This is a genomic window from Nocardiopsis potens DSM 45234, assembly GCF_000341105.1.
Lineage (GTDB): Bacteria > Actinomycetota > Actinomycetes > Streptosporangiales > Streptosporangiaceae > Nocardiopsis_A > Nocardiopsis_A potens.
This window is the reverse complement of the sequence record NZ_ANBB01000047.1, coordinates 71,168-91,009: the sequence shown is the minus strand read 5'-3', so window position 1 is coordinate 91,009 and position 19,842 is coordinate 71,168. Positions and strand designations below refer to the sequence as shown.

Genomic DNA, 19,842 nt, shown 5'->3' with positions numbered 1-19,842 from the left:
CGGCCGGAGGAGGCGTCAGCCGAAGGCCGCCGCGCCCGCCACGAAGGCGCACACCAGCACGAACAGGACCGCCAGCAGCGGCCAGAGGAAGCGCAGGTAGGCGCCGTAGCCCACCTTGGCCAGGGCGAGGCCGCCCATCACCACCGCGGTGGTGGGCACCCACAGGTTCATCCACCCCGACGCCGACTGCCAGGCGGTGACCACCACGTCCGCCGGCACGTCGGCGAACTCGGCCAGCGGGGCCATCACCGGCATGGCCAGCGTCGAGTGGCCCGAGGTGGACGGGATGAGGAAGGCCAGCGGCAGGTTCACCACGAAGACCAGCACCGCGAACAGCCCGGACGAGGTGCCCGAGACGGCGTCCTCCATCGAGTGCAGCACGGTGTCGGTGATCTGCGCGTTGTTCATGATCGCGGTGACCCCGCGGGCGGCCACGATGACCAGGCCGGGGCCGATGAAGTCGGCCGCCCCGCCGACCAGGGTGTCGGTGAGGCCCTTCTCCCCCATCCGGGCGACCACCCCGACCAGCACCGCGGCCACCAGGAACAGCGCGCTCAGCTCGGGGAAGGACCAGCCCAGCTCCCACGGGTAGGGCTCGGCCCCCGGGTCCCCGGTGAGGATGCCCGCCCAGGGCAGCACCGCGTAGACCATCACCGCGAAGGCCGCGACGAGCAGGGCGATGACCGCCTTGTGCGTCCCGGTCAGCGGCTCCGGGTCGGCGGTCGCGGCGCCCAGGGCGCCGTCGCCGGGCTGCGCCTCGGCCAGCGACGCCTCCGGCCGGGCCTTGACCCGGGCCGCGTAGCGCAGCACGTGGCCGATGGTGACCGCGGTGAGCACGACCAGCATGGCCGCGCGCAGCGGCAGCCCGTCGCCCAGCGAGACCCCGGCCGCCGGGGAGGCCACCCCGGTGGAGAACGGGTTGACCGTGGAGCACAGCACCCCGATCCCGGCCCCGAGGATGATCGCGCCGACCGCGACCATCCGGTCGTAGCCCAGCGCCAGCACCAGCGGCACGATCAGCCCGTAGAACCCCAGGGTCTCCTCGGCGAACCCCTCCACCGAGCCGAGCACCGCGAACACCGCCATGATCGCGGCGATCAGCAGCGCGCCCCGGTCGCGCAGCCGGTGCGCCAGCCGGGCGATGCCGCGGTCCAGCGCCCCGGTGGCGAAGACCATGGTGATGAAGGCGCCGATGGCCAGCACGAAGAAGAACACCCCGGCGCTGCCGAAGAGCGCGCCGACCATGTCCGGGCCGACCTCCCCGGAGTCCTGGTCCTGCACCCCGTACAGCCCGTTGACCGGGGACAGGAACAGGTCGGACAGCCGCTCGCCGAGGCTCCGGTCGTCCTCGACCCGCTGGTAGCTGCCGGCGATCGGGCGGCCCTCGGCGTCCCGCTCGTAGGAGCCGGGCGGGATGAGGAAGGCCGCCGCCCACACCGCCAGGGTGACCAGGGCGAGCACGGTCAGCGCGCTGGGGAACCGCCAGGTCCGCCCCTCGGCCCCGTCCTGCCGCCCCGGCGGCGGAGCGCCGTCCCCGCCCTCCCCGGACGCGGCCCCGCCGGAAGCGGCCCCGGCAGAGCCCCCGGAGGCTCCGCCGCCTTCATCGCCGGCGCCCCCGGGAGGACCGCCGGGCCCTCCGCCGGGAGCGCCGCCGCCGGCGCCCTCGGGAGCACCGCCGCCGGAAGCCCCGCCGCGAACACCACCGGGAGGGCCGGAGGCCCCGCCGGGGGAGGCGCCGCCTTCTTCGCGCGGGGCGCCCTCCCCGCTCACCTCCGCCCCTGCCGGGCCGCACGGTCCCGGGCGAAGGCCCGGAAGAACGCCGCCTCGGCGTGCACCGCCCGCTTCAGCTCGTCCAGCAGCACCCGCTCGTTGGGGGCGTGCAGGTTGGACATCGAGTCCTGCGCCCCGAACAGCAGGATCTCCGCGTCGGGGACCGCCTCGGCCAGCCCGGAGACCAGCGGGATCGCGCCGCCGCTGGCCATGTGGACCGGCTCCGCCCCCCAGGCCTCGCGCATCGCCTCGGCGGCGGCCCGGTAGGCGGGGCCGCCGGTGCGCGCGGCGAACCCGTCGCCGGCGTCCCCCGGGGCGACCTGGAGCCGGACGCCGAACGGGCGGACCCGGTCCAGGTGCTCGACCACCGCGCGCTGCGCCTCGGCGGCCTTCTGCCGGGGGTGCACCCGCACGTTGAGCTTGGCCCTGGCGTAGGGCACCACCGCGGCCGCGGCGCCGTCCACCGAGGGCGCGTCCAGCCCCATCACGGTGATGGCCGGGCCGGTCCACAGCCGGCGGCCGAGGCTGCCGGTGCCGAACAGCGGCACCCCCTCGCGCACCTCGGCCATCCGCCGGAACTCGTCCTCCTCCAGGGTGGCGCCGTCCCACTCCTCGCGGAGCAGCCCGGGGACGGCCACGTCCCCCTCCGCGTCGTGCAGCGTGGCCAGGGCGTGCAGCAGCACGATGAGGGCGTCCGGCGCCGCCCCGCCGTACTCGCCGCTGTGCCTTGGCTCGGCCAGGGTGCGGGCCTCGACGATCACCTCGGTGTCGCCGCGCAGCGCGACGGTGAAGGTCGGCACGCCCGGCCGGACGTTGCCCATGTCCGCGATGACCATCGCGTCCGAGCCGAACAGGTCGGGGTCGCTGGCCGGGTAGTCGTCGAAGGCGCTGCCGTACTCCTCCTGGCCCTCGATGACGACCTTGACGCCCACCGGGGGCCGGCCGCCGAACGCGCGCAGCGCCCCGACGTGCACCAGGATGTTGGCCTTGTCGTCGGCGATGCCGCGCGCCCGGATCGCCCCGTCCACCCGGGTGGGTTCGAAGGGCGGCGAGTCCCACAGCGACTCGTCGCCCGGCGGCTGCACGTCGTAGTGGGCGTAGAGCAGCACGGTGGGGGCGCCCTCCGGGGCCGGGATGGAACCGGTGATCACCGGCTGGGTGTCGGGCAGGTCGAGGCCGCCGATGGAGCCGACGCCGGCCGAGCGGAGCAGCTCCACCACCCGGTCGTGCGCCCGGAGCACCGGCTCGTCCGGGTAGCCGGGGAAGGCGATCGACGGGATGGCCGCCAGTCCGACCAGGTCGGCGCCGAGCCCGTCGGCGAGCTCGTCGACCCTGCGTGCGAGGTCCTCCATGTCCGGCTCCTTCGGCTGCAGTGCAGCGGAATCGCTCTCCGTGACATTCCGTGCACTTCCCCGCACCGGCCCGTCGGGCGCCCGGTGCCGGGTAAAGATCCGCACAAGCGGCGCCCGCCGCCGCCCCTGGCCGGCCTTCCTCCGGGACCGCCCTCGCCCGCCTGCGGCGCCGCCCGACCGGCCGGGCGGCGGCACGGCCTCCGGCCCCTGCCCCTCCGGGTCCTCCCGGTGGTGGAGACTGGCCCCGACAGGCAGGAGCAACGACACGAAAGCGGGGCGCCGCCATGCCGAGCGTCGTCAAGTTCAATGTGCTGACCGTGCCCGAGGGGGCCGGGCCGACCCTGGAGGAGCGGTTCGCCGAGCGGGCCGGGCTGGTCGAGGGCCAGCCCGGGTTCGAGGAGTTCCAGCTGCTCCGCCCGGTGGAGGGGACCGACCGCTACATCGTCTACACCCGGTGGAAGGACGAGGAGTCGTTCCGCGCCTGGCTGGAGAGCGCCGCGTTCCGCGAGGGGCACGCCCGCGCCGCCGCGGAGGCCGGGGAGGGGCACGGACACGGCCACGGCCACGGCCACGGCGGTCCGGCCGCCTCCGGCAGCGAGCTGTGGGGCTTCGAGGTGATCGAGCACGTGGTCGAAGGGCGCGGCTGACCTCGGCGGTTGCGGGGCCGGTCTCGCCCGGCCCCGTTATCTGCGATGCTAGGTGGCCTCTCCATCACCGAACCCGGGAAGTCCGCCGCCGCCCATGCCTGCCCCGCGAACCGGTGCCCGTCCGCACCGCCGACGCCGTCGGCCCGAGCTGCTCATCGGACTGCTCGTCATCGCCCTCGGCTGCACCTTCCTGGTCCTGGACCGGGTCCCCTCCGGCTCCGGCGGCGCGCCGGCCGACCGGCCCTCCCGGGAGCCGCAACGGGCCGCCGAGGAGGCCGCCGGGGACACCGGGGAGAAGGACGCCGAAGAGGAGGAGCAGCCTCCGCTGCTCCGCTCCGTGGTCGGCGCGGTGGACTCCGCCGACGGCGAGCTGGACGTCGTGCCGGGCGGCTCCGACCCGGTCGGCGACGGCCGGGTCAAGCGCTACACGGTCGCGGTGGAGAAGGGGCTGCCGGGCGAGGCCGAGGACTTCGCCGCCGCGGTGGAGACCGTGCTGGACGACGAGCGCGGCTGGGCCTCCGAGGGGCTCTCCTTCGAGCGGGTCGACGACGGCCCGGTGGACTTCCGGGTGGTGCTGGCCGCCCCCGCCACGGTGGACGCGCTCTGCGCCCCGCTGCGGACCAACGGCTACACCTCCTGCACCACCGGCGACCGCGCGGTCATCAACCAGAACCGGTGGGTGGACGCGGTCGACGAGTTCGGCGACGACCTGGAGACCTACCGGATCTACGTGCTCAACCACGAGATCGGCCACGCCCTCGGGCACGGCCACGTGAGCTGCCCGGGCGAGGGCGAGCCCGCCCCGGTGATGCAGCAGCAGACCCTGGGCCTGAACGGCTGCGAGCCCAACGGCTGGGTCGAGCCCTGAGCTCCTCCCCCGCCGGTCCCGGACTCGTCGACCGGTCGGTGAGTCCGGGACCGGCGGGGGCGGAGCGGGGCGGGCCCGGTCAGGGCGCCGGGTAGCCCTGGCGCATCAGGCCGTAGGTGATCGCCTGCTCCAGGGCGGTCCAGGAGGCGTCGATGACGTTCTCCCCGACGCCCACGGTGGTCCACTCGCCGCGGCCGTCGCCGAAGGTGACCAGGATCCGGGTGACCGCGCCGGTGCCGCCCCCGCCGTCCAGGATGCGGACCTTGTAGTCGGCGAGCTGGATGCCGCCGAGCGCGCTGTAGACGCCCTCCACCGCGCTGCGCAGCGCCCGGTCCAGGGCGTTGACCGGGCCGTTGCCCTCCGCGGTGGCGATCACCCGCTCGCCCTTGACGTGCAGCTTCACCGTGGCCTCGCTGAGCGAGGCGCCGTCGGCGCGGCGCTCGGTGATCGCCCTCCAGGACTCGGCGGTGAAGTAGCGCGGCCGGTCGCCCCGCTCCTCGCGGAGCAGCAGCTCCAGCGAGGCGTCGGCGGCCTCGAAGCTGTACCCGGCCCGCTCCATCTCCTTGACCCGGTCCACCACCCGGCCCAGCAGGGCCCGGTCGCCGCCCAGGTCCACCCCGAGCTCCTCGGCCTTGAGCTCCACCGAGGCCCGCCCGGCCATGTCCGAGACCAGCATCCGCATGCCGTTGCCGACCAGCGCGGGGTCGGTGTGCTGGTAGAGGTCGGGGTCGACCTTGATCGCCGAGGCGTGCAGGCCGGCCTTGTGCGCGAACGCGGAGACGCCCACGTAGGGCTGGTGGGTGGCGGGCGCGATGTTGACCAGCTCGGCGATGGCCGCGGAGACCCGGGAGGCCTCCGCCAGCCGGCCCTCCGGCAGCACCCTGCGGCCGTACTTGAGCTCCAGGGCCGCGACCACGGAGAACAGGTCGGCGTTGCCGACCCGCTCGCCGTAGCCGTTGGCGGTGCACTGCACGTGGGTGGCGCCGGCGTCCACCGCGGCCAGCGTGTTGGCGACCGCGCAGCCGGTGTCGTCCTGGGCGTGCACGCCCAGCCGCACCCCGGTCGCCTCCAGCACCTCGGCGACGGTCCGGCCCACCCCGGGCGGGAGCATGCCGCCGTTGGTGTCGCAGAGCACCACCGCGTCGGCGCCGGCCGCCCCGGCCGCCCGGACCACGTCCAGGGCGTAGCCGGGGTCGTACCGGTGGCCGTCGAAGAAGTGCTCGCAGTCGAGGAAGACCCGGCGGCCGCACTCCTTGAGGTGCGCCACGGTGTCGGCGATCATCGCGAGGTTCTCCTCGCCGGTCGTGCGCAGGGCGCGCTCGACGTGGCGGACGTCGCTCTTGGCGACCAGGGTCACCACCGGGGCACCCGATTCGCGCAGTGCGGCGACCTGAGGGTCGTCGGCCGCCCGCACACCCGGACGGCGGGTCGCGCCGAACGCGGTGAGCTGCGCGTGCTCCAGGTCGAGCTCTTGTGAAGCCCGCTGGAAGAACTCGGTGTCCTTGGGGTTGGCCCCCGGCCAGCCGCCCTCGATGAAGCCCACGCCGAACTCGTCGAGCAGGCCCGCGATGGCGAGCTTGTCCGCGACGGTCAGGTTGACGCCCTCTCGCTGGGCGCCGTCGCGCAGGGTGGTGTCGAAGACGTGGAAGCTGTCGTCTGGCATCGGTGGAACTCCCGAGTCGGATGCTGTCGGCGGCGTCCGGGCCCGTCGGCGCTGCGGTGGTGCAATAAAAAAGACCCCTCGTGGACACGAGAGGTCGGCGCGCCGGCGGGGTCCGTTCAGCCGGCGCGCCTCACGATAATGATCACCTGAGACGGCACGCGATCAGTGTGCCACAGCCGTCCCGGAAAACAGGAGTTCACCGCGGAAATGTCTCGCTATTCGAGACGGGCGGTCCTGAATCCGGACGGACCGGGCCCCGCGGGATCGCCGCGGGACCCGGCCGCCCGGCGGGTGATCAGGCCAGGGCGCGGACCCAGCCGTGGGTGTCCGGCCGCTTGCCGTACTGCAGCGCGACGAGCTCCTCGCGCAGCCGCATGGTCACCGGGCCCGGCGTGCCGTCGCCGATGTCGAAGGCGCCCTGGGCGCTCTTGACGTGCCCGACCGGGGTGATGACCGCGGCGGTGCCGCAGGCGAACACCTCGGTGATCTCCCCGCTGAGCGCGCCCTGGCGCCACTCGTCGGTGGAGATGCGGCCCTCCTCCGCGGGGATGCCGAGCTCCGGGGCGAGCTTGAGCAGCGAGTCGCGGGTGATGCCGGGCAGCAGCGTGCCGGTGAGCCCGGGGGTGATGATCCGCGCGCCGTCGCCGGAGCCGAGGACGAAGAACAGGTTCATCCCGCCCATCTCCTCGACCCAGCGGTGCTCCACCGCGTCCAGCCAGACGACCTGGTCGCAGCCCTGCTCGACGGCCTGCGCCTGGGCCAGGAAGCTGGCCGCGTAGTTGCCGGCGAACTTGGCCTCGCCGGTGCCGCCCGGCGCCGCGCGGGTGTAGTCCTCGCTCAGCCAGACGGTGACCGGCTTGACGCCGCCCTTGAAGTAGGGGCCGGACGGGGAGGCGATCACCCCGAACAGGTAGGACGAGGAGGGCCCGTTGACCCCGAGGCCGACCTCGGTGGCGATCATGTAGGGACGCAGGTAGAGGCTGGCGTCCTCCTGGTCGGGGACCCACTCCGCGTCGTGCTTCAGCAGCAGCTCGATCGCTTCGATGAACACCTCCTCCGGAAGCTCCGGCATGGCCATCCGCCGGGCGCTGCGGTTCATCCGCCGGGCGTTGGCCTCGGGGCGGAAGGCCGCGATGCTGCCGTCGGGGTGCCGGTAGGCCTTGAGCCCCTCGAAGATCTCCTGTGCGTAGTGCAGGGCCTTGGTCGCCGGGTCGAGGCTCAGCGGCCCGTAGGGCTCCAGGGCGGCGTCGTGCCAGCCCTTCCCCTCGGTGTAGCGGATGGTGACCATGTGGTCGGTGAACACGTTTCCGAACCCGGGGCCGTCCAGCAGCGCCGCTCGCTCCTGCGGGGTCTTCCGCCGGGACGAGGGCCGGACGTCGAACGTCAACCCGCTTGTGGTGGTGCCGTTGCTCATGGGTCTCTCAGGTCCTCTCACCTACATGGGCCGGCAGCGCTGCCGGTCCGCATTCCAGTCTGGCGGAATCGGCGCATCCCGGGCCAGTGCCGGTACCGGTCCTGTGCACGGCCGGCATGGAAAAGGGCGCGCCCTCCCGGACACGGGTCCGGGGACGGGCGCGCCCGCGGCGCACGCTCATCCGGCGGCCCGGCCGCGCCCGTTCACTCGAAGGGGCAGGGCCGAGGCCGCCGCGCGGCTCAGCCCTGCCGGGCTACTCGGGCCACCAGGTCGGCGCCGATCTGCGCGGTGGAGCGGGTGCTCCCCTCCTTGGCGCGGACCTGGAGGTCCTCGGCGACGGCCTGCTCGACCCGCCGGGCGGCCTCCGGCGCGCCCAGGTGGTCCAGCATCAGGGCGACCGAGAGCACGGTCGCGGTGGGGTCGGCCTTGCCCTGGCCGGCGATGTCCGGGGCCGAGCCGTGCACCGGCTCGAACATGCTCGGGAAGGCGTTCTCCGGGTTGATGTTGCCGCTGGCGGCCAGGCCGATGCCGCCGGTGACCGCGGCGCCGATGTCGGTGATGATGTCGCCGAACAGGTTGTCGGTGACGATCACGTCGAACCGCTCCGGCTGGTTCACGAAGAACATCGCGGCCGCGTCGACATGGGTGTAGTCCACGCTGACCTGCGGGTACTCCTCGCCGACCGCGCGCACGGTGCGCTGCCACAGGTCGCCGGCGTAGGTGAGCACGTTGTCCTTGTGCACCAGGGTGAGCTTCTTCCGCGGGCGCTCGGCGGCCTTGGCGAAGGCGTAGCGGACCACCCGCTCCACGCCCATCCGGGTGTTGACGCTGTCCTGGGTGGCGATCTCGTCCGGGGTGCCCTTGCGGAGCACGCCGCCCATCCCGGCGTAGGGGCCCTCGGTGCCCTCGCGGACCACGAGCATGTCGATGTCGTCCGGTCCGCGGTCGGCCAGCGGGGTGGCCACGCCCGGGTAGAGCCGGACCGGCCGCAGGTTGACGTAGTGCGAGAAGGCGAACCGGAGCCGGAGCAGCAGGCCGCGCTCGAGCACGCCGCTGGGCACCGACGGGTCGCCGACCGCGCCGAGCAGGATCGCGTCGTGGCCGCGCAGCTCCTGCTCGACCTCGTCGGTGAGGGTCTCGCCGGTGGCGTGCCAGCGGCGGGCGCCCAGGTCGTACTCGGTGGTCTCGAAGGAGAGGCCGTGCTCGGGGGCGACCGCGGAGAGCACCCGCAGCCCCTCGGCCACGACCTCGGGGCCGATGCCGTCCCCGCCGATGACGGCCAACTTCACGGTGCGCTCACCCATACCTGCCCCAGACTTCCTTCGCTCGGCCTTCGCCCTTCCGGCCTCTACCTTCTCGCATTCTGAGACCGGAAGGACATCCTGTGAGACAACTCTAGCGCCTCACCAGTGCTCGGGCGCGCCGTTGTCCCTGCGCTCGAAGGCGTCCTGCAGCGCGCGCTGCGCCTCGTCGCGGTCCTGGGCCGGGGTCTCATCGGTGTCGTACACGGCGATCCTCCTCGGATGCGCGGTAAAGCAGAGGAATGGCGAATGGGATGTGCGTTCGCGCAGGCCCTGGAGATCCGGATCGTCCGGACGGGCGGGCGCGGAGACGGGACATCGGGGCGCCGGGACCGGTGGGGATCGCCTGACCGGTGGCCGCCGCACGGACCCGATGCAGGCCCGGCCGGCGGAAGCGCCGCCGCCGGGCGGAGTCGCTCCGGCGGATTTCCTCGGACGACAGAATATCGGACGTGCAAACAGACGGCCAGAGCGGACCCGGCGGAAAGTCGCCGCCCGGCCGCCCCGCCCCCGCGGAGGCGGCCCGGGGCGCGCGGGGGCCGGAGAACGGCGGCGGGCCGCCCGCGCCGTGCGCGAGCGGCCCGCCGGTGCGGCCGGGAAGGACTCAGTCCTCCAGGTCCACCTGGCGGGTGGTCTCCGCGCGGATCTCGGTGGAGATCGCCTCCAGGGTCGGCGCCGGGATGGCCGAGTCCACGGTGAGCGTGATCAGCGCCTTGCCGCCCTGCTCGTCCCGGCTCACCTGCATGCCGGCGATGTTCACCGAGGCCTCGCCGAGCAGCGCGCCGACCGCGCCCACGATGCCCGGGCGGTCGTCGTAGGAGAAGAAGGCCATGTGGTCGCTGAGGCCGATCTCCATCGAGTAGCCGTTCAGCTCCACCAGCTTCTCGGTCTGCCGCGGCCCGGTGAGGGTGCCCGACACCGATACCCGGCGGCCGTCGGAGAGCACGCCGCGCACGCTGATCAGGTTCCGCCAGTCGGAGTCGCCGTCCCCGGTGGCCAGGTTCACCTCGACGCCCCGCTCCTTGGCCAGCAGCGGGGCGTTGACGAAGGTCACCGCCTCCTCCACGACGCCGCCGAAGACGCCCTTGAGCGCGGCCAGCTCGATCACCTTGACGTCGTGCTCGGCGATCTCGCCGCGCACCTCGACGTCGATCCGGGTAGCCAGGCCGCCGGCCACCGCGGTGAAGATCCGGCCCAGCTTCTCGGTCAGCGGCAGGCCCGGCTTGACCTCCTCGGCCACCGCGCCGCCCTGGACGTTGACCGCGTCCGGGACGAACTCGCCGGACAGCGCCAGCTTCACCGAGCGGGCGACCTGGGTGCCGGCCTTCTCCTGGGCCTCGTGCGTGCTGGCGCCCAGGTGCGGGGCGACCACGACGCTCTCGAACTCGAACAGCGGGCTGTCGGTGCACGGCTCGCTGGCCCACACGTCGATGCCGGCGCCGGCCACCCGCCCCTCCTTGAGGGCCCGGTAGAGCGCGGCCTCGTCCAGGATCCCGCCGCGCGCGGCGTTGATGATCCGCACGCTCGGCTTGACCTTGGACAGCGCCTCGTCGCCGATCAGGCCGAGGGTGTCCTTGTTCTTCGGCAGGTGGATGGTGATGAAGTCGGCCTGCTCCAGCAGCTCGTCCAGGGTGACCATGTGCACGCCGATCTGCGCGGCGCGGGCCGGCTGGACGAACGGGTCGTAGGCGAGCACCCGGGTGCCGAACGCGGAGAGCCGCTGCGCCACCAGGGCGCCGATCCGCCCCAGGCCGACGATGCCGACGGTCTTGTCGTAGACCTCCACACCGGTGTACTTGGAGCGCTTCCACTCGCCGTTGACCAGCGCGTTGTGCGCCGGGGCGGTGTTCCGGGCCGAGGCCAGCAGCAGGTTCACCGCCTGCTCGGCGGCGCTGACGATGTTGGACGTGGGGGCGTTGACCACCAGCACGCCGGCCTTGGTGGCGGCGTCCACGTCCACGTTGTCCAGGCCGACGCCGGCGCGCGCGACGACCTTCAGCCTCGGGGCCGCGGCCAGCGCCTCGGCGTCCACCTGGGTGGCGCTGCGCACGATGAGGGCATCGACGTCGGCGAGGGCCGGCAGCAGTTGGGACCGGTCGGCGCCGTCGGTGCGGCGGACCTCGAAGTCGTCCTCCAGCAGGGCGAGTCCGGCGGGCGAGAGTTCTTCCGCGACGAGTACTGCGGGCTTGGGCACAGCTTGTTCCTTAGGTTTCGCGAGCGGCTGTCGGGTGCTTCGGCCGGAAGCAAAGTCTACTGCGGGGGTCGGGATCCCCCGTGGTGAGGTGCGCCGGAAACGGCAGGGGCCCGGCGGCCTCCGGCCGCCGGGCCCCGTCCGGGCCTCAGCCCTTGAGCCAGCTCATCAGGGGGCGCAGCTCCGCGCCGACCTTCTCGATCGGCTCGTTCTGCTCCGCCTCGCGGCGCTTGAGGAAGTTGGGCCGGCCGGCGTCGAACTCGGCCACCAGCTCCCGGGCGTAGGTGCCGTCCTGCACCTCGGCCAGGATGCGGCGCATCTCCTCGCGGGTCTGGTCGGTGACCACCCGCGGGCCGCGGGTGTAGCCGCCGTACTCGGCGTTGTCCGAGACCGACCAGTTCATCTTGGAGATGCCGCCCTCGTACATGAGGTCGACGATCAGCTTGACCTCGTGCAGGCACTCGAAGTAGGCGACCTCGGGCTGGTAGCCGGCCTCGGTGAGGGTGGCGAAGCCCGCCTTGATCAGCTCGGCCAGGCCGCCGCAGAGCACCGCCTGCTCGCCGAAGAGGTCGGTCTCGGTCTCCTCGGTGAAGGTGGTCTTCAGCGCGCCGGCGCGGGTGCCGCCGATCCCCTTGGCGTAGGAGAGCGCCAGGTCCCAGGCGCCGCCGGAGGGGTCCTGCTCGACCGCGACCAGCACCGGGACGCCGCGCCCCTCCTCGAACTGGCGGCGGACCAGGTGGCCCGGGCCCTTGGGGGCGACCATGGCGACGTCCACCCCGGCCGGCGGGACGATCAGCTCGTAGCGGATGGAGAAGCCGTGGCCGAAGAAGAGCGCGTCGCCCTCCTCCAGGTTGGGGGCGATCTCCTTGGCGTAGAGGTCGCGGTGGATGTGGTCGGGGACCAGCACCATGATCAGGTTCGCCTCGCGGGCCGCCTCGGCGGGGGTGAGGACGCGCAGCCCCTCCTCCTCGGCCTTGGCCCGGCTCTTGGAGCCCTCGGCCAGGCCGATGCGCACGTCGACGCCGGAGTCGCGGAGCGACAGCGCGTGCGCGTGCCCCTGGCTGCCGTAACCGATGACGGCGACCTTGCGCCCCTGGACGATGCTCAGGTCGGCGTCGTCGTCGTAGTACATCTGTGCTGCCACTTCGGCTCGCTCCTTGCTCGTGTTCTTCGTCGTCGGGCCCGGGGCCGTCCCGGGCCGGTCCAGGGGTCCGTTCAGGCGCTGCGTTCGACGGGGCGCAGCGACCGGTCGGTGATGGAGCGGGGGCCGCGGCCGAGCGCGACCGTCCCGGACTTCACCAGTTCCTTGATTCCGTACGGCTCCAGGTTGCGGATGAGCGCATCGAGCTTCTCGGGTTTGCCGGTGGCCTCGATGACGACCACGTCCGCGGAGACGTCCACGATGTTGGCGCGGAACAGCTCGGCGGTCTGGATGACGTGCGGGCGGCTGGCGGCGTCGGTCTTCACCTTCGCCAGGAGCAGCTCCCTGCGGACCGATGCGTCGTTGTCCATCTCGACGATCTTGATGACGTTCACGAGCTTGTTGAGCTGCTTGGTCACCTGCTCCAGAGGGTGGCGGTCGCAGTTGACCACGATCGTCATGCGGGACAGTCCCTCGTACTCCGTCGTGCTGACGCTGAGGGAGTGGATGTTGAAGCCGCGGCGGGAGAACAGCGCCGAGGCCCGGGTGAGGATCCCCGGAGTGTCCTCCACGAGGACCGCGAGCGTGTGCTGGGTCATGACTGGTTCCTTGTCGTCCTCGTCGGTCCTCGTCAGTCGTCGTCGCCCCAGTCCGGCGCCATGTCGCGCGCGTACTGGATGTTGTCGTTGCTGATGCCGGGGCCGACCATCGGCCAGACCATGGCGTCGGCGTTGACGGTGAAGTCCACCACGACGGGGGCGTCGTCGATCGCCATCGCCTTCTCGATGGTGGCGTCGACGTCCTCGGCGCGCTCGCAGCGCAGCCCGACACAACCGTACGCCTCGGCGAGCCGGACGAAGTCCGGGATGCGGACCTTCTCCGCGTCGGGCGCGGTGCGCAGCTCGGTGTTGGAGTAGCGGCCCTCGTAGAAGAGGGTCTGCCACTGCCGGACCATGCCGAGGTTGCCGTTGTTGACCACCGCGACCTTGATCGGGATGTTCTCCACGGCGCAGGTGGCCAGCTCCTGGTTGGTCATCTGGAAGCAGCCGTCGCCGTCCACCGCCCAGGTGGTCCGGTCCGGCGCCCCGACCTTGGCGCCCAGCGCCGCCGGGACGGAGAAGCCCATGGTGCCCAGGCCGCCGGAGTTGATGAAGGTCCCCGGGTTGTCGTAGGAGACGAACTGCGCGGCCCACATCTGGTGCTGGCCGACGCCGGCGACGTAGGCCGCCTCCGGGCCGACGATCTCGCCCAGCCGCTGGATGACGTGCTGCGGGGCCAGGCTGCCGTCGTCCGGGGCGTCGTAGCCCAGCGGGTAGACGGTGCGCAGCCGGTCCAGCTGGGCCCACCAGGCGGCGTAGTCGCCCTGCCGCCCCTCGGACTGGTCCTTGCGGACCGCGACCACCAGGTCGGCCAGGACCTCCCGGCAGTCGCCGACGATCGGCACGTCGGCCTGGCGGTTCTTGGAGATCTCCGCCGGGTCGATGTCGGCGTGCACGATCTTGGCGTCCGGGGCGAAGGTGTCCAGCCGGCCGGTGACCCGGTCGTCGAAGCGGGCGCCCAGCGCGACGATGAGGTCGGCCTTCTGCAGCGCGCCGACCGCGGCGACGGTGCCGTGCATGCCCGGCATGCCCAGGCTCTGCGGGTGGGTGTCGGGGAAGACGCCGCGGGCCATCAGGGTGGAGACCACCGGGACGCCGGTCAGCTCGGCGAGGACGCGCAGCTCCTGGTGGGCGCCGGCGCGCAGCACCCCGCCGCCGACGTAGAGCACCGGGCGGCGGGCCTCGGCGATCATCCGGGCGGCCTCGCGCACCTGCTTGCCGTGCGGCTTGGTGACCGGGCGGTAGCCGGGCAGGTCGAGCCGGTTCGGCCAGGCGAACGGCGCCTCGTTCTGCAGCGCGTCCTTGGCGATGTCGACCAGGACCGGGCCGGGGCGGCCGGTGGAGGCGATGTGGAACGCCTCGGCGATCGTCCGCGGGATGTCCTCGACCCGCTTGACCAGGAAGTTGTGCTTGGTGATCGGCATCGTGATGCCGCTGATGTCGGCTTCCTGGAAGGCGTCGGTGCCGATCGAGGGGGTGGCGACCTGGCCGGTGATGGCGACCATGGGGACCGAGTCCATGTGCGCGTCGGCGATCGGGGTGACCAGGTTGGTCGCGCCCGGGCCGCTGGTCGCCATGCAGACCCCGGGCTTGCCGGTGGCGTAGGCGTAGCCCTCCGCGGCGTGCCCGGCGCCCTGCTCGTGCCGCATGAGGATGTGCCGGACCCTGCGGGAGTCGTAGAGCGGGTCGTAGGCGGGCAGGATCGCGCCGCCGGGGATCCCGAACACCACGTCGACACCGGCGTGCTCCAGCGACCTGATGAGCGATTGGGCTCCGGTCATCTGATCGGTCATCACAAGATCCTTCGGAGGGCTCGTAGTCGGGTGTGCCTGGCAACAAAAAACCCTCCACCGCTCGGAGCGGTCGGAGGGCGCGCGCAGCGAACGACTCGGTCAGCCGGCTGCGCGCCGACCAAGTACGAGAATGAGGTGGAAGTTGCTCTGCACGGTGTCAACATTGGCCGAGGGTGCGCCGCCCGTCAACCGATTCTCCAGAATGTCTCGACCAGTGAGATGTGACTTCCAGCATACGGCCGATACCGGGACGAAGGATCGCAGGTCAGCGTGGGTGCGCACGGGTGAAGCGCCGACTGTCTCGGCATGCGGACGGATTCCGGCGGATCAGAGCGGCAGGCCGGCCCCGCCGACCAGCGCCTCCATGCCCTCCGCCGCCATCGGCCGCGCCACCAGGAACCCCTGGCCGTGGCCGCAGCCCATGGAGCGCAGCTTCTCCAGCTGCTCCGGGCGCTCGATGCCCTCGGCCACCACCTGGACCCCCAGGTCCTGGCCGAGCCGGATGATGGTGTGGGTGAGCAGCGTGACGGTGCCGTCGGTGCCCAGGTCCCGGATGAACGACGGGTCGATCTTGATCGCGTCCACCCGCAGCTCGCGCAGGTGCGCCAGGGAGGCGTAGCCCATCCCGAAGTCGTCGATGGCCAGCCGCACGCCCAGCCGGCGCAGCGCGGAGAGCCGCTCCACCGCCTCGCCGGGGTCCTCCAGCAGGACCTCCTCGTCGACCTCCAGGGTGAGCACCCGGGCCGGCAGCCCGCTGTCCTCCAGCGCCCCGGCCACCGTCTCCACGAACCGCGGCGACAGGATCTGCTTGACCGACAGGTTCACCGACAGCTCGATGTCCCAGTCGGAGGCCCGCCACACCGCGACCTTCTCGCAGGCCTCGCGGAGGATCCACTCGCCCAGCGGGACGATCAGCCCGGACTCCTCGGCCGGGCCGATGAACTCCTCCGGCATCACCGACTCGCCGCCGCGCCGCCACCGCACCAGCGCCTCCACCGCGGTCACCTGGGAGCTCTCCAGGTCCACCACCGGCTGGTACTCCAGGGTGAAGTCGCCGTCGGCGAGCGCCTGGCGCAGCTGCGCCTGCAGCTCCAGCCGGCCGACCACCCGGGCGTGCATGTCCGCGGCGTAGATCTCCATCCGGCCGCCGCCCTGTTCCTTGGCCCGGGCCAGCGCCATGTCGGCGTTGCGCATCAGCTCGCCGGCGTCCATGCCCTTCTCCGCGAAGGCCACCCCCGCGCTGGCGGTCAGCACCACCTCGCGCCCGGCGATCTGGAACGGCTCCGCGCCGATCACCCGGGCCAGCCGCTCGGCCAGGTCCGCGACGCGCTGCGCGTGCTCGCCCCCCTCGACCAGCACCGCGAACTCGTCGCCGCCCCAGCGCGCCAGGGTCACCCCGGAGGTGGAGGTGGCCCGCAGCCGGCGTGCCGCCTGCGCCAGCAGGTAGTCGCCGAAGCTGTGCCCGGCGGAGTCGTTCACCGCGGTGAAGCCGTCCAGGTCCAGGAAGATCGCGGCGATCTCGCCGGCGCCGCCGGCCCCCGCCTCCCGGCGGGACAGCATCTCCCGGGTCCGCTCCTCCAGGTAGGCGCGGTTGGGCAGGCCGGTCAGCCCGTCGTGGAAGGTCAGGTGGTTGACCTGGTCCTCCAGCGCCACCTGGGCGCTGATGTCCCGGGTGGTCACCAGCAGCCGGTCCGGCTCGCCCGGCTGCTCGTACAGCGAGACGGTGGACTCGGTGTGCCGCCAGGTGCCGTCCCCGGCGCGCGCCCGCACCCGCAGGTGCACGCTCTCCGGCCCGCCGCCGGACCGCTCGAACACCCGGGCGACGCTCGCCGTGCGCGGCAGGTCCTCCGGGTGCACGATCGCGGTGACCGGCTCGGCCACCAGGTCGTCCAGCCGGTAGCCGAACGACTCGGCCGCGCCCGGGCTGGCGTAGAACACCCGGCCGTCCTGCTCCAGGATGAGGATGACGTCGCCGCTGTTCCGGGCCAGCTCGTGGAAGTGGCCCTCCCGGGTGTGCAGCATCCGGGTGAGGGTGCCGTTCTCCTCCAGCATGCCGACCACCCGGACCAGCAGCACCAGCACCGAGGACCCGGCGGCCAGCGCCAGCACCGGGCCCACCTGGGGGACCTGGAACGCGGCCGTGGTCAGCACCAGCACCGCCGCCCCCAGCGCGCCGCAGGCGGCGATCTCCGGGGCGAACCGGTACAGCCCCCGGCCGGTGATCCGGCGCGGCTCGGCCCCGGCCCGGTCCCGGATCAGCCAGGGCAGGATGCCCAGCAGCGCGAAGCCGAGCACCCGCACCGGGTACTCGATGCCGCCGGCCGGCGCGTCGCCGGTCAGCCGGGTCACCGCGCCGATCAGGTCGGCGCCGCAGACGATGACGAAGGCGCCCATCGCCAGCAGCACCGCCCGCCGGGTGCTGTGCGGCGAGGTGAAGACCAGCGGCGCGATCAGGCAGAGCACCGCGATGTCGGCGACCGGGTAGACCAGGCCGAAGCCGAGGAACTCCCCGCCCTGGCCCAGCTCCCGGTAGAGCGGCGCGAACAGCAGCAGCCAGACCATCGAGAACAGCGCCGCGGCGGCCACATAGCTGTCGGTGATGTGCCTGGTCACCGGGCGCAGCCCCTGCGGGAGCGGGGCGAAGCGGGTGAAGCCCAGTACGAACAGCGGGAGCGCGACCAGGGAGAACAGGTCGCTGAAGGTCAGCGAGACCGCCGGGCTGGTGATCAGCAGGCCGGTGACCGCGGAGATGAACGCCCCGGCGCTCCACGCCGCCGCGGCCAGGCCGAGCAGGCGCAGCGCGGCCGGCCCGTCGGCGCCGTCCGCCTCCAGTCCGGCGTCCTCGAAGGCGGACGCCCGCCGGCGCGCCGCGTAGAGCAGCGATGCCGAGGCCGCCGCGGCCACCGTCCCGGTGGCCCAGCCGCCCATGCTGGAGGTGAGCGTCGTGCCGGCCCCGGTCGGCACCAGCGTCCCCAGTGCGTAGAGGACGGTGAGCGCCGCCACCGCGGCCAGCCAGATCCGGTGGTCCCGCTTCATCGGGCGCCCGGCCCGGGATCGGGGACCACCACGACGGACGTGTTCATGGGCACCCTTCCGGTCGATGGCGTTATGCGGGCCGGCGCCTCCGCGCCGACCGGGAGCCCCCGGCGGTTCCCTGGGTGAACACGGTATTCACGCAAGGTCACGCTCCGATTGAGAGGAAGCGGAGACCCGGCGACGAACCGAACACGATGCGTGATCGGGGTCACCGGGCCGGGCGGCCGCCGGCGGTCCGCCCGCCCGGCGTTCGGCGGCCGGGCGCACGGCGCCGCCGGGAGCGGGCGGGCCGCCCGCGGTCCCGGTCCTCCGGGGCCGCGGGAGCGGAACGCCCGGCACCCGGGCGCGGCCGTGCCCGGCTGCCGGGCCGACCGCGGGCGGACGGCCGGGGCCGCGCACCGGGAGGGACGCCGTCCGCTCAGGCCGCGCCCAGCCGCTCCAGGATCAGCTCGCGGGCCCGGCCCGCGTCCGCCTGGCCGCGGGTCGCCTTCATCACATCGCCGACCAGCTTGCCGGCGGCGGCCGCCTTGCCGTTGCGGATCTTCTCCGCGACGTCGGGGTTGTCCGCGATGACCTGGTCCACGATGCCGCCGAGCGCGGAGTCGTCGCTGACCACCTTGAGGCCGCGGGCCTCCACCACGGCGTCCGGGTCGCCCTCGCCGTCCAGCACGCCCTCGATCACCTGGCGGGCCAGCTTGTTGGTCAGGTCGCCGGCGGAGACCAGCGCGCAGACCCGGGCCACCTGCTCCGGGGTGATCGGCAGCGCGGCCAGCTCCACCCCGGACTCGGTGGCCCGCCGGGAGAGCTCGTTCAGCCACCACTTGCGCGCGTCGGCCGGACCGGCGCCCGCGGCGACGGTCGCCTCGACCAGGTCGACGGCCTCGGCGTTGATCAGGTCGCGCAGCTCCTCGTCGGTCAGCGACCACTCGGCCTTGATCCGGGCGCGGTGCGCCGAGGGCGGCTCGGGCAGCGCGGCGCGCAGCTCCTCGACCCACTCGGCGGCCGGCGCGACCGGCACCAGGTCGGGGTCGGGGAAGTAGCGGTAGTCCTGCGCCTCCTCCTTGCTCCGTCCGGAGACCGAGGTGCCGGTGTCCTCCTTGAAGTGCCGGGTCTCCTGGACCACGCGCCCGCCGGCGTCGAGCACGCCGGCCTGCCGCTCGACCTCGGAGCGGACCGCGCGCTCCACCGAGCGCAGCGAGTTGACGTTCTTGGTCTCCGAGCGGGTGCCCCACTCGTCCGAGCCGACCGGGGAGAGCGAGACGTTGACGTCGCAGCGGAGCGAGCCCTCCTCCATCCGCACGTCGGAGATGCCCAGCGAGCGGGCGAGCGCGCGCAGCTCGGCCACGTAGGCCCGGGCGACCAGCGGCGCCAGCTCGCCGGCGCCCTCGATCGGCCGGGTGACGATCTCCAGCAGCGGGATGCCGGCCCGGTTGTAGTCGACGTTGGAGTGGTCCGCGCCGTGGATCCGGCCGGTGGAGCCGCCCACGTGCAGGCTCTTGCCGGTGTCCTCCTCCATGTGCACCCGCTCGATCGGGATGCGGAACTCCCGCGGCCCGTCCGGGGTGTCCACCGTGATGTCCAGGTGGCCGTCGCTGCAGAGCGGCTCGTCGTACTGGGAGATCTGGTAGTTCTTCGGCATGTCCGGATAGAAGTAGTTCTTCCGGGCGAACCGGCACCAGGAGGCGATCGAGCAGTTCAGCGCCAGGCCGAGCCGGATCGCGCTCTCCACCGCGGTCCCGTTGACCACCGGCAGCGCGCCGGGCAGCGCCAGGCAGACCGGGCACACCTGGGTGTTGGGGTCGGCGCCGAACGAGGTCGAGCAGGAGCAGAACATCTTCGAGGCGGTGCCCAGCTCGATGTGGACCTCAAGGCCCAGCAGGGGCGCGTACCGCCGCACCGCGTCGTCGTAGGCCACCGTCGCCGGGGCTCCGCTCCCGGCAGGGGCGCTCTTCACCGCGTCGACCATCACGCACAACCCGTTCCGTGTTCCGATCCTGAGTCCACCTCGAAAGCCTACCGATCCCCGGGGCGTCGCAGGTACGGGCGCGCAATGTCACAGCACGCACA

Annotated in this window: 13 protein-coding genes; 2 read left to right on the top strand and 11 right to left on the bottom strand. The window is 73.2% G+C overall.

Annotation, left to right across the window (positions count from 1 at the left end; all coding sequences use genetic code 11):
• Positions 1 to 15: 15 nt before the first annotated feature.
• Both D459_RS0119705 and D459_RS0119700 read right to left on the bottom strand, forming a co-directional pair.
• The gene (locus tag D459_RS0119705; RefSeq protein ID WP_081620634.1) at positions 16 to 1,467 is read right to left on the bottom strand and encodes a YfcC family protein; all 1,452 of its coding nucleotides are present in this window, start codon (positions 1,465 to 1,467) and stop codon (positions 16 to 18) included.
• 299 nt (positions 1,468 to 1,766) lie between these two features.
• Positions 1,767 to 3,122, bottom strand: coding sequence for a M20/M25/M40 family metallo-hydrolase (locus D459_RS0119700; protein WP_017594724.1), 1,356 nt, complete (start codon positions 3,120 to 3,122; stop codon positions 1,767 to 1,769).
• A 284-nt stretch (positions 3,123 to 3,406) separates the two neighbouring features.
• On the opposite strand from D459_RS0119700, the gene D459_RS0119695 reads away from it, so the two are divergent.
• A complete protein-coding gene (locus D459_RS0119695; RefSeq protein WP_017594723.1) occupies positions 3,407 to 3,769 on the top strand; it encodes an antibiotic biosynthesis monooxygenase family protein in 363 nt (120 codons plus the stop codon).
• Positions 3,770 to 3,863: 94 nt separating this feature from the next.
• Positions 3,864 to 4,637: a DUF3152 domain-containing protein gene (locus tag D459_RS0119690; RefSeq protein ID WP_017594722.1), complete on the top strand. Its 774-nt coding sequence runs from the start codon at positions 3,864 to 3,866 to the stop codon at positions 4,635 to 4,637.
• Positions 4,638 to 4,716: 79 nt separating this feature from the next.
• Here D459_RS0119690 and cimA read toward each other — a convergent pair whose 3' ends face one another.
• The 9 genes from cimA to gatB all read right to left on the bottom strand — a co-directional run bounded on the left by cimA (position 4,717) and on the right by gatB (position 19,741).
• Positions 4,717 to 6,300, bottom strand: coding sequence for a citramalate synthase (gene cimA / locus D459_RS0119685; RefSeq protein WP_017594721.1), 1,584 nt, complete (start codon positions 6,298 to 6,300; stop codon positions 4,717 to 4,719).
• Between the two features lie 295 nt (positions 6,301 to 6,595).
• Positions 6,596 to 7,714 (bottom strand): branched-chain amino acid aminotransferase, encoded by a 1,119-nt coding sequence (locus D459_RS0119680; protein WP_017594720.1) that lies wholly within the window; start codon positions 7,712 to 7,714, stop codon positions 6,596 to 6,598.
• Between the two features lie 239 nt (positions 7,715 to 7,953).
• The gene (locus D459_RS0119675; RefSeq protein ID WP_017594719.1) at positions 7,954 to 9,018 is read right to left on the bottom strand and encodes a 3-isopropylmalate dehydrogenase; all 1,065 of its coding nucleotides are present in this window, start codon (positions 9,016 to 9,018) and stop codon (positions 7,954 to 7,956) included.
• A 601-nt stretch (positions 9,019 to 9,619) separates the two neighbouring features.
• Positions 9,620 to 11,209, bottom strand: a complete 1,590-nt coding sequence (gene serA, locus D459_RS0119665) for a phosphoglycerate dehydrogenase (protein WP_017594717.1) — start codon at positions 11,207 to 11,209, stop codon at positions 9,620 to 9,622.
• Between the two features lie 145 nt (positions 11,210 to 11,354).
• The gene (gene ilvC, locus D459_RS0119660) at positions 11,355 to 12,350 is read right to left on the bottom strand and encodes a ketol-acid reductoisomerase (protein ID WP_193790274.1); all 996 of its coding nucleotides are present in this window, start codon (positions 12,348 to 12,350) and stop codon (positions 11,355 to 11,357) included.
• 71 nt (positions 12,351 to 12,421) lie between these two features.
• Positions 12,422 to 12,946, bottom strand: coding sequence for an acetolactate synthase small subunit (ilvN, locus tag D459_RS0119655; protein ID WP_017594715.1), 525 nt, complete (start codon positions 12,944 to 12,946; stop codon positions 12,422 to 12,424).
• A 32-nt stretch (positions 12,947 to 12,978) separates the two neighbouring features.
• A complete protein-coding gene (locus D459_RS0119650; protein WP_275041856.1) occupies positions 12,979 to 14,826 on the bottom strand; it encodes an acetolactate synthase large subunit in 1,848 nt (615 codons plus the stop codon).
• A gap of 240 nt (positions 14,827 to 15,066) precedes the next feature.
• Positions 15,067 to 17,775, bottom strand: a complete 2,709-nt coding sequence (locus tag D459_RS0119645) for a putative bifunctional diguanylate cyclase/phosphodiesterase (RefSeq protein WP_017594713.1) — start codon at positions 17,773 to 17,775, stop codon at positions 15,067 to 15,069.
• Positions 17,776 to 18,193: 418 nt separating this feature from the next.
• The gene (gene gatB, locus D459_RS0119640) at positions 18,194 to 19,741 is read right to left on the bottom strand and encodes an Asp-tRNA(Asn)/Glu-tRNA(Gln) amidotransferase subunit GatB (RefSeq protein WP_017594712.1); all 1,548 of its coding nucleotides are present in this window, start codon (positions 19,739 to 19,741) and stop codon (positions 18,194 to 18,196) included.
• Positions 19,742 to 19,842: the final 101 nt, after the last annotated feature.

Excerpts from the sequence above, each read along its gene's own strand:
- D459_RS0119680 (WP_017594720.1), bottom strand. The coding sequence starts at position 7,714 with ATGAGCAACGGCACCACCACAAGCGGGTTGACGTTCGACGTCCGGCCC.
- cimA (WP_017594721.1), bottom strand. The coding sequence starts at position 6,300 with ATGCCAGACGACAGCTTCCACGTCTTCGACACCACCCTGCGCGACGGC.
- gatB (WP_017594712.1), bottom strand. The coding sequence starts at position 19,741 with ATGGTCGACGCGGTGAAGAGCGCCCCTGCCGGGAGCGGAGCCCCGGCG.
- D459_RS0119690 (WP_017594722.1), top strand. The coding sequence starts at position 3,864 with ATGCCTGCCCCGCGAACCGGTGCCCGTCCGCACCGCCGACGCCGTCGG.
- D459_RS0119645 (WP_017594713.1), bottom strand. The coding sequence starts at position 17,775 with ATGAAGCGGGACCACCGGATCTGGCTGGCCGCGGTGGCGGCGCTCACC.
- ilvN (WP_017594715.1), bottom strand. The coding sequence starts at position 12,946 with ATGACCCAGCACACGCTCGCGGTCCTCGTGGAGGACACTCCGGGGATC.
- D459_RS0119695 (WP_017594723.1), top strand. The coding sequence starts at position 3,407 with ATGCCGAGCGTCGTCAAGTTCAATGTGCTGACCGTGCCCGAGGGGGCC.
- D459_RS0119675 (WP_017594719.1), bottom strand. The coding sequence starts at position 9,018 with ATGGGTGAGCGCACCGTGAAGTTGGCCGTCATCGGCGGGGACGGCATC.
- D459_RS0119700 (WP_017594724.1), bottom strand. The coding sequence starts at position 3,122 with ATGGAGGACCTCGCACGCAGGGTCGACGAGCTCGCCGACGGGCTCGGC.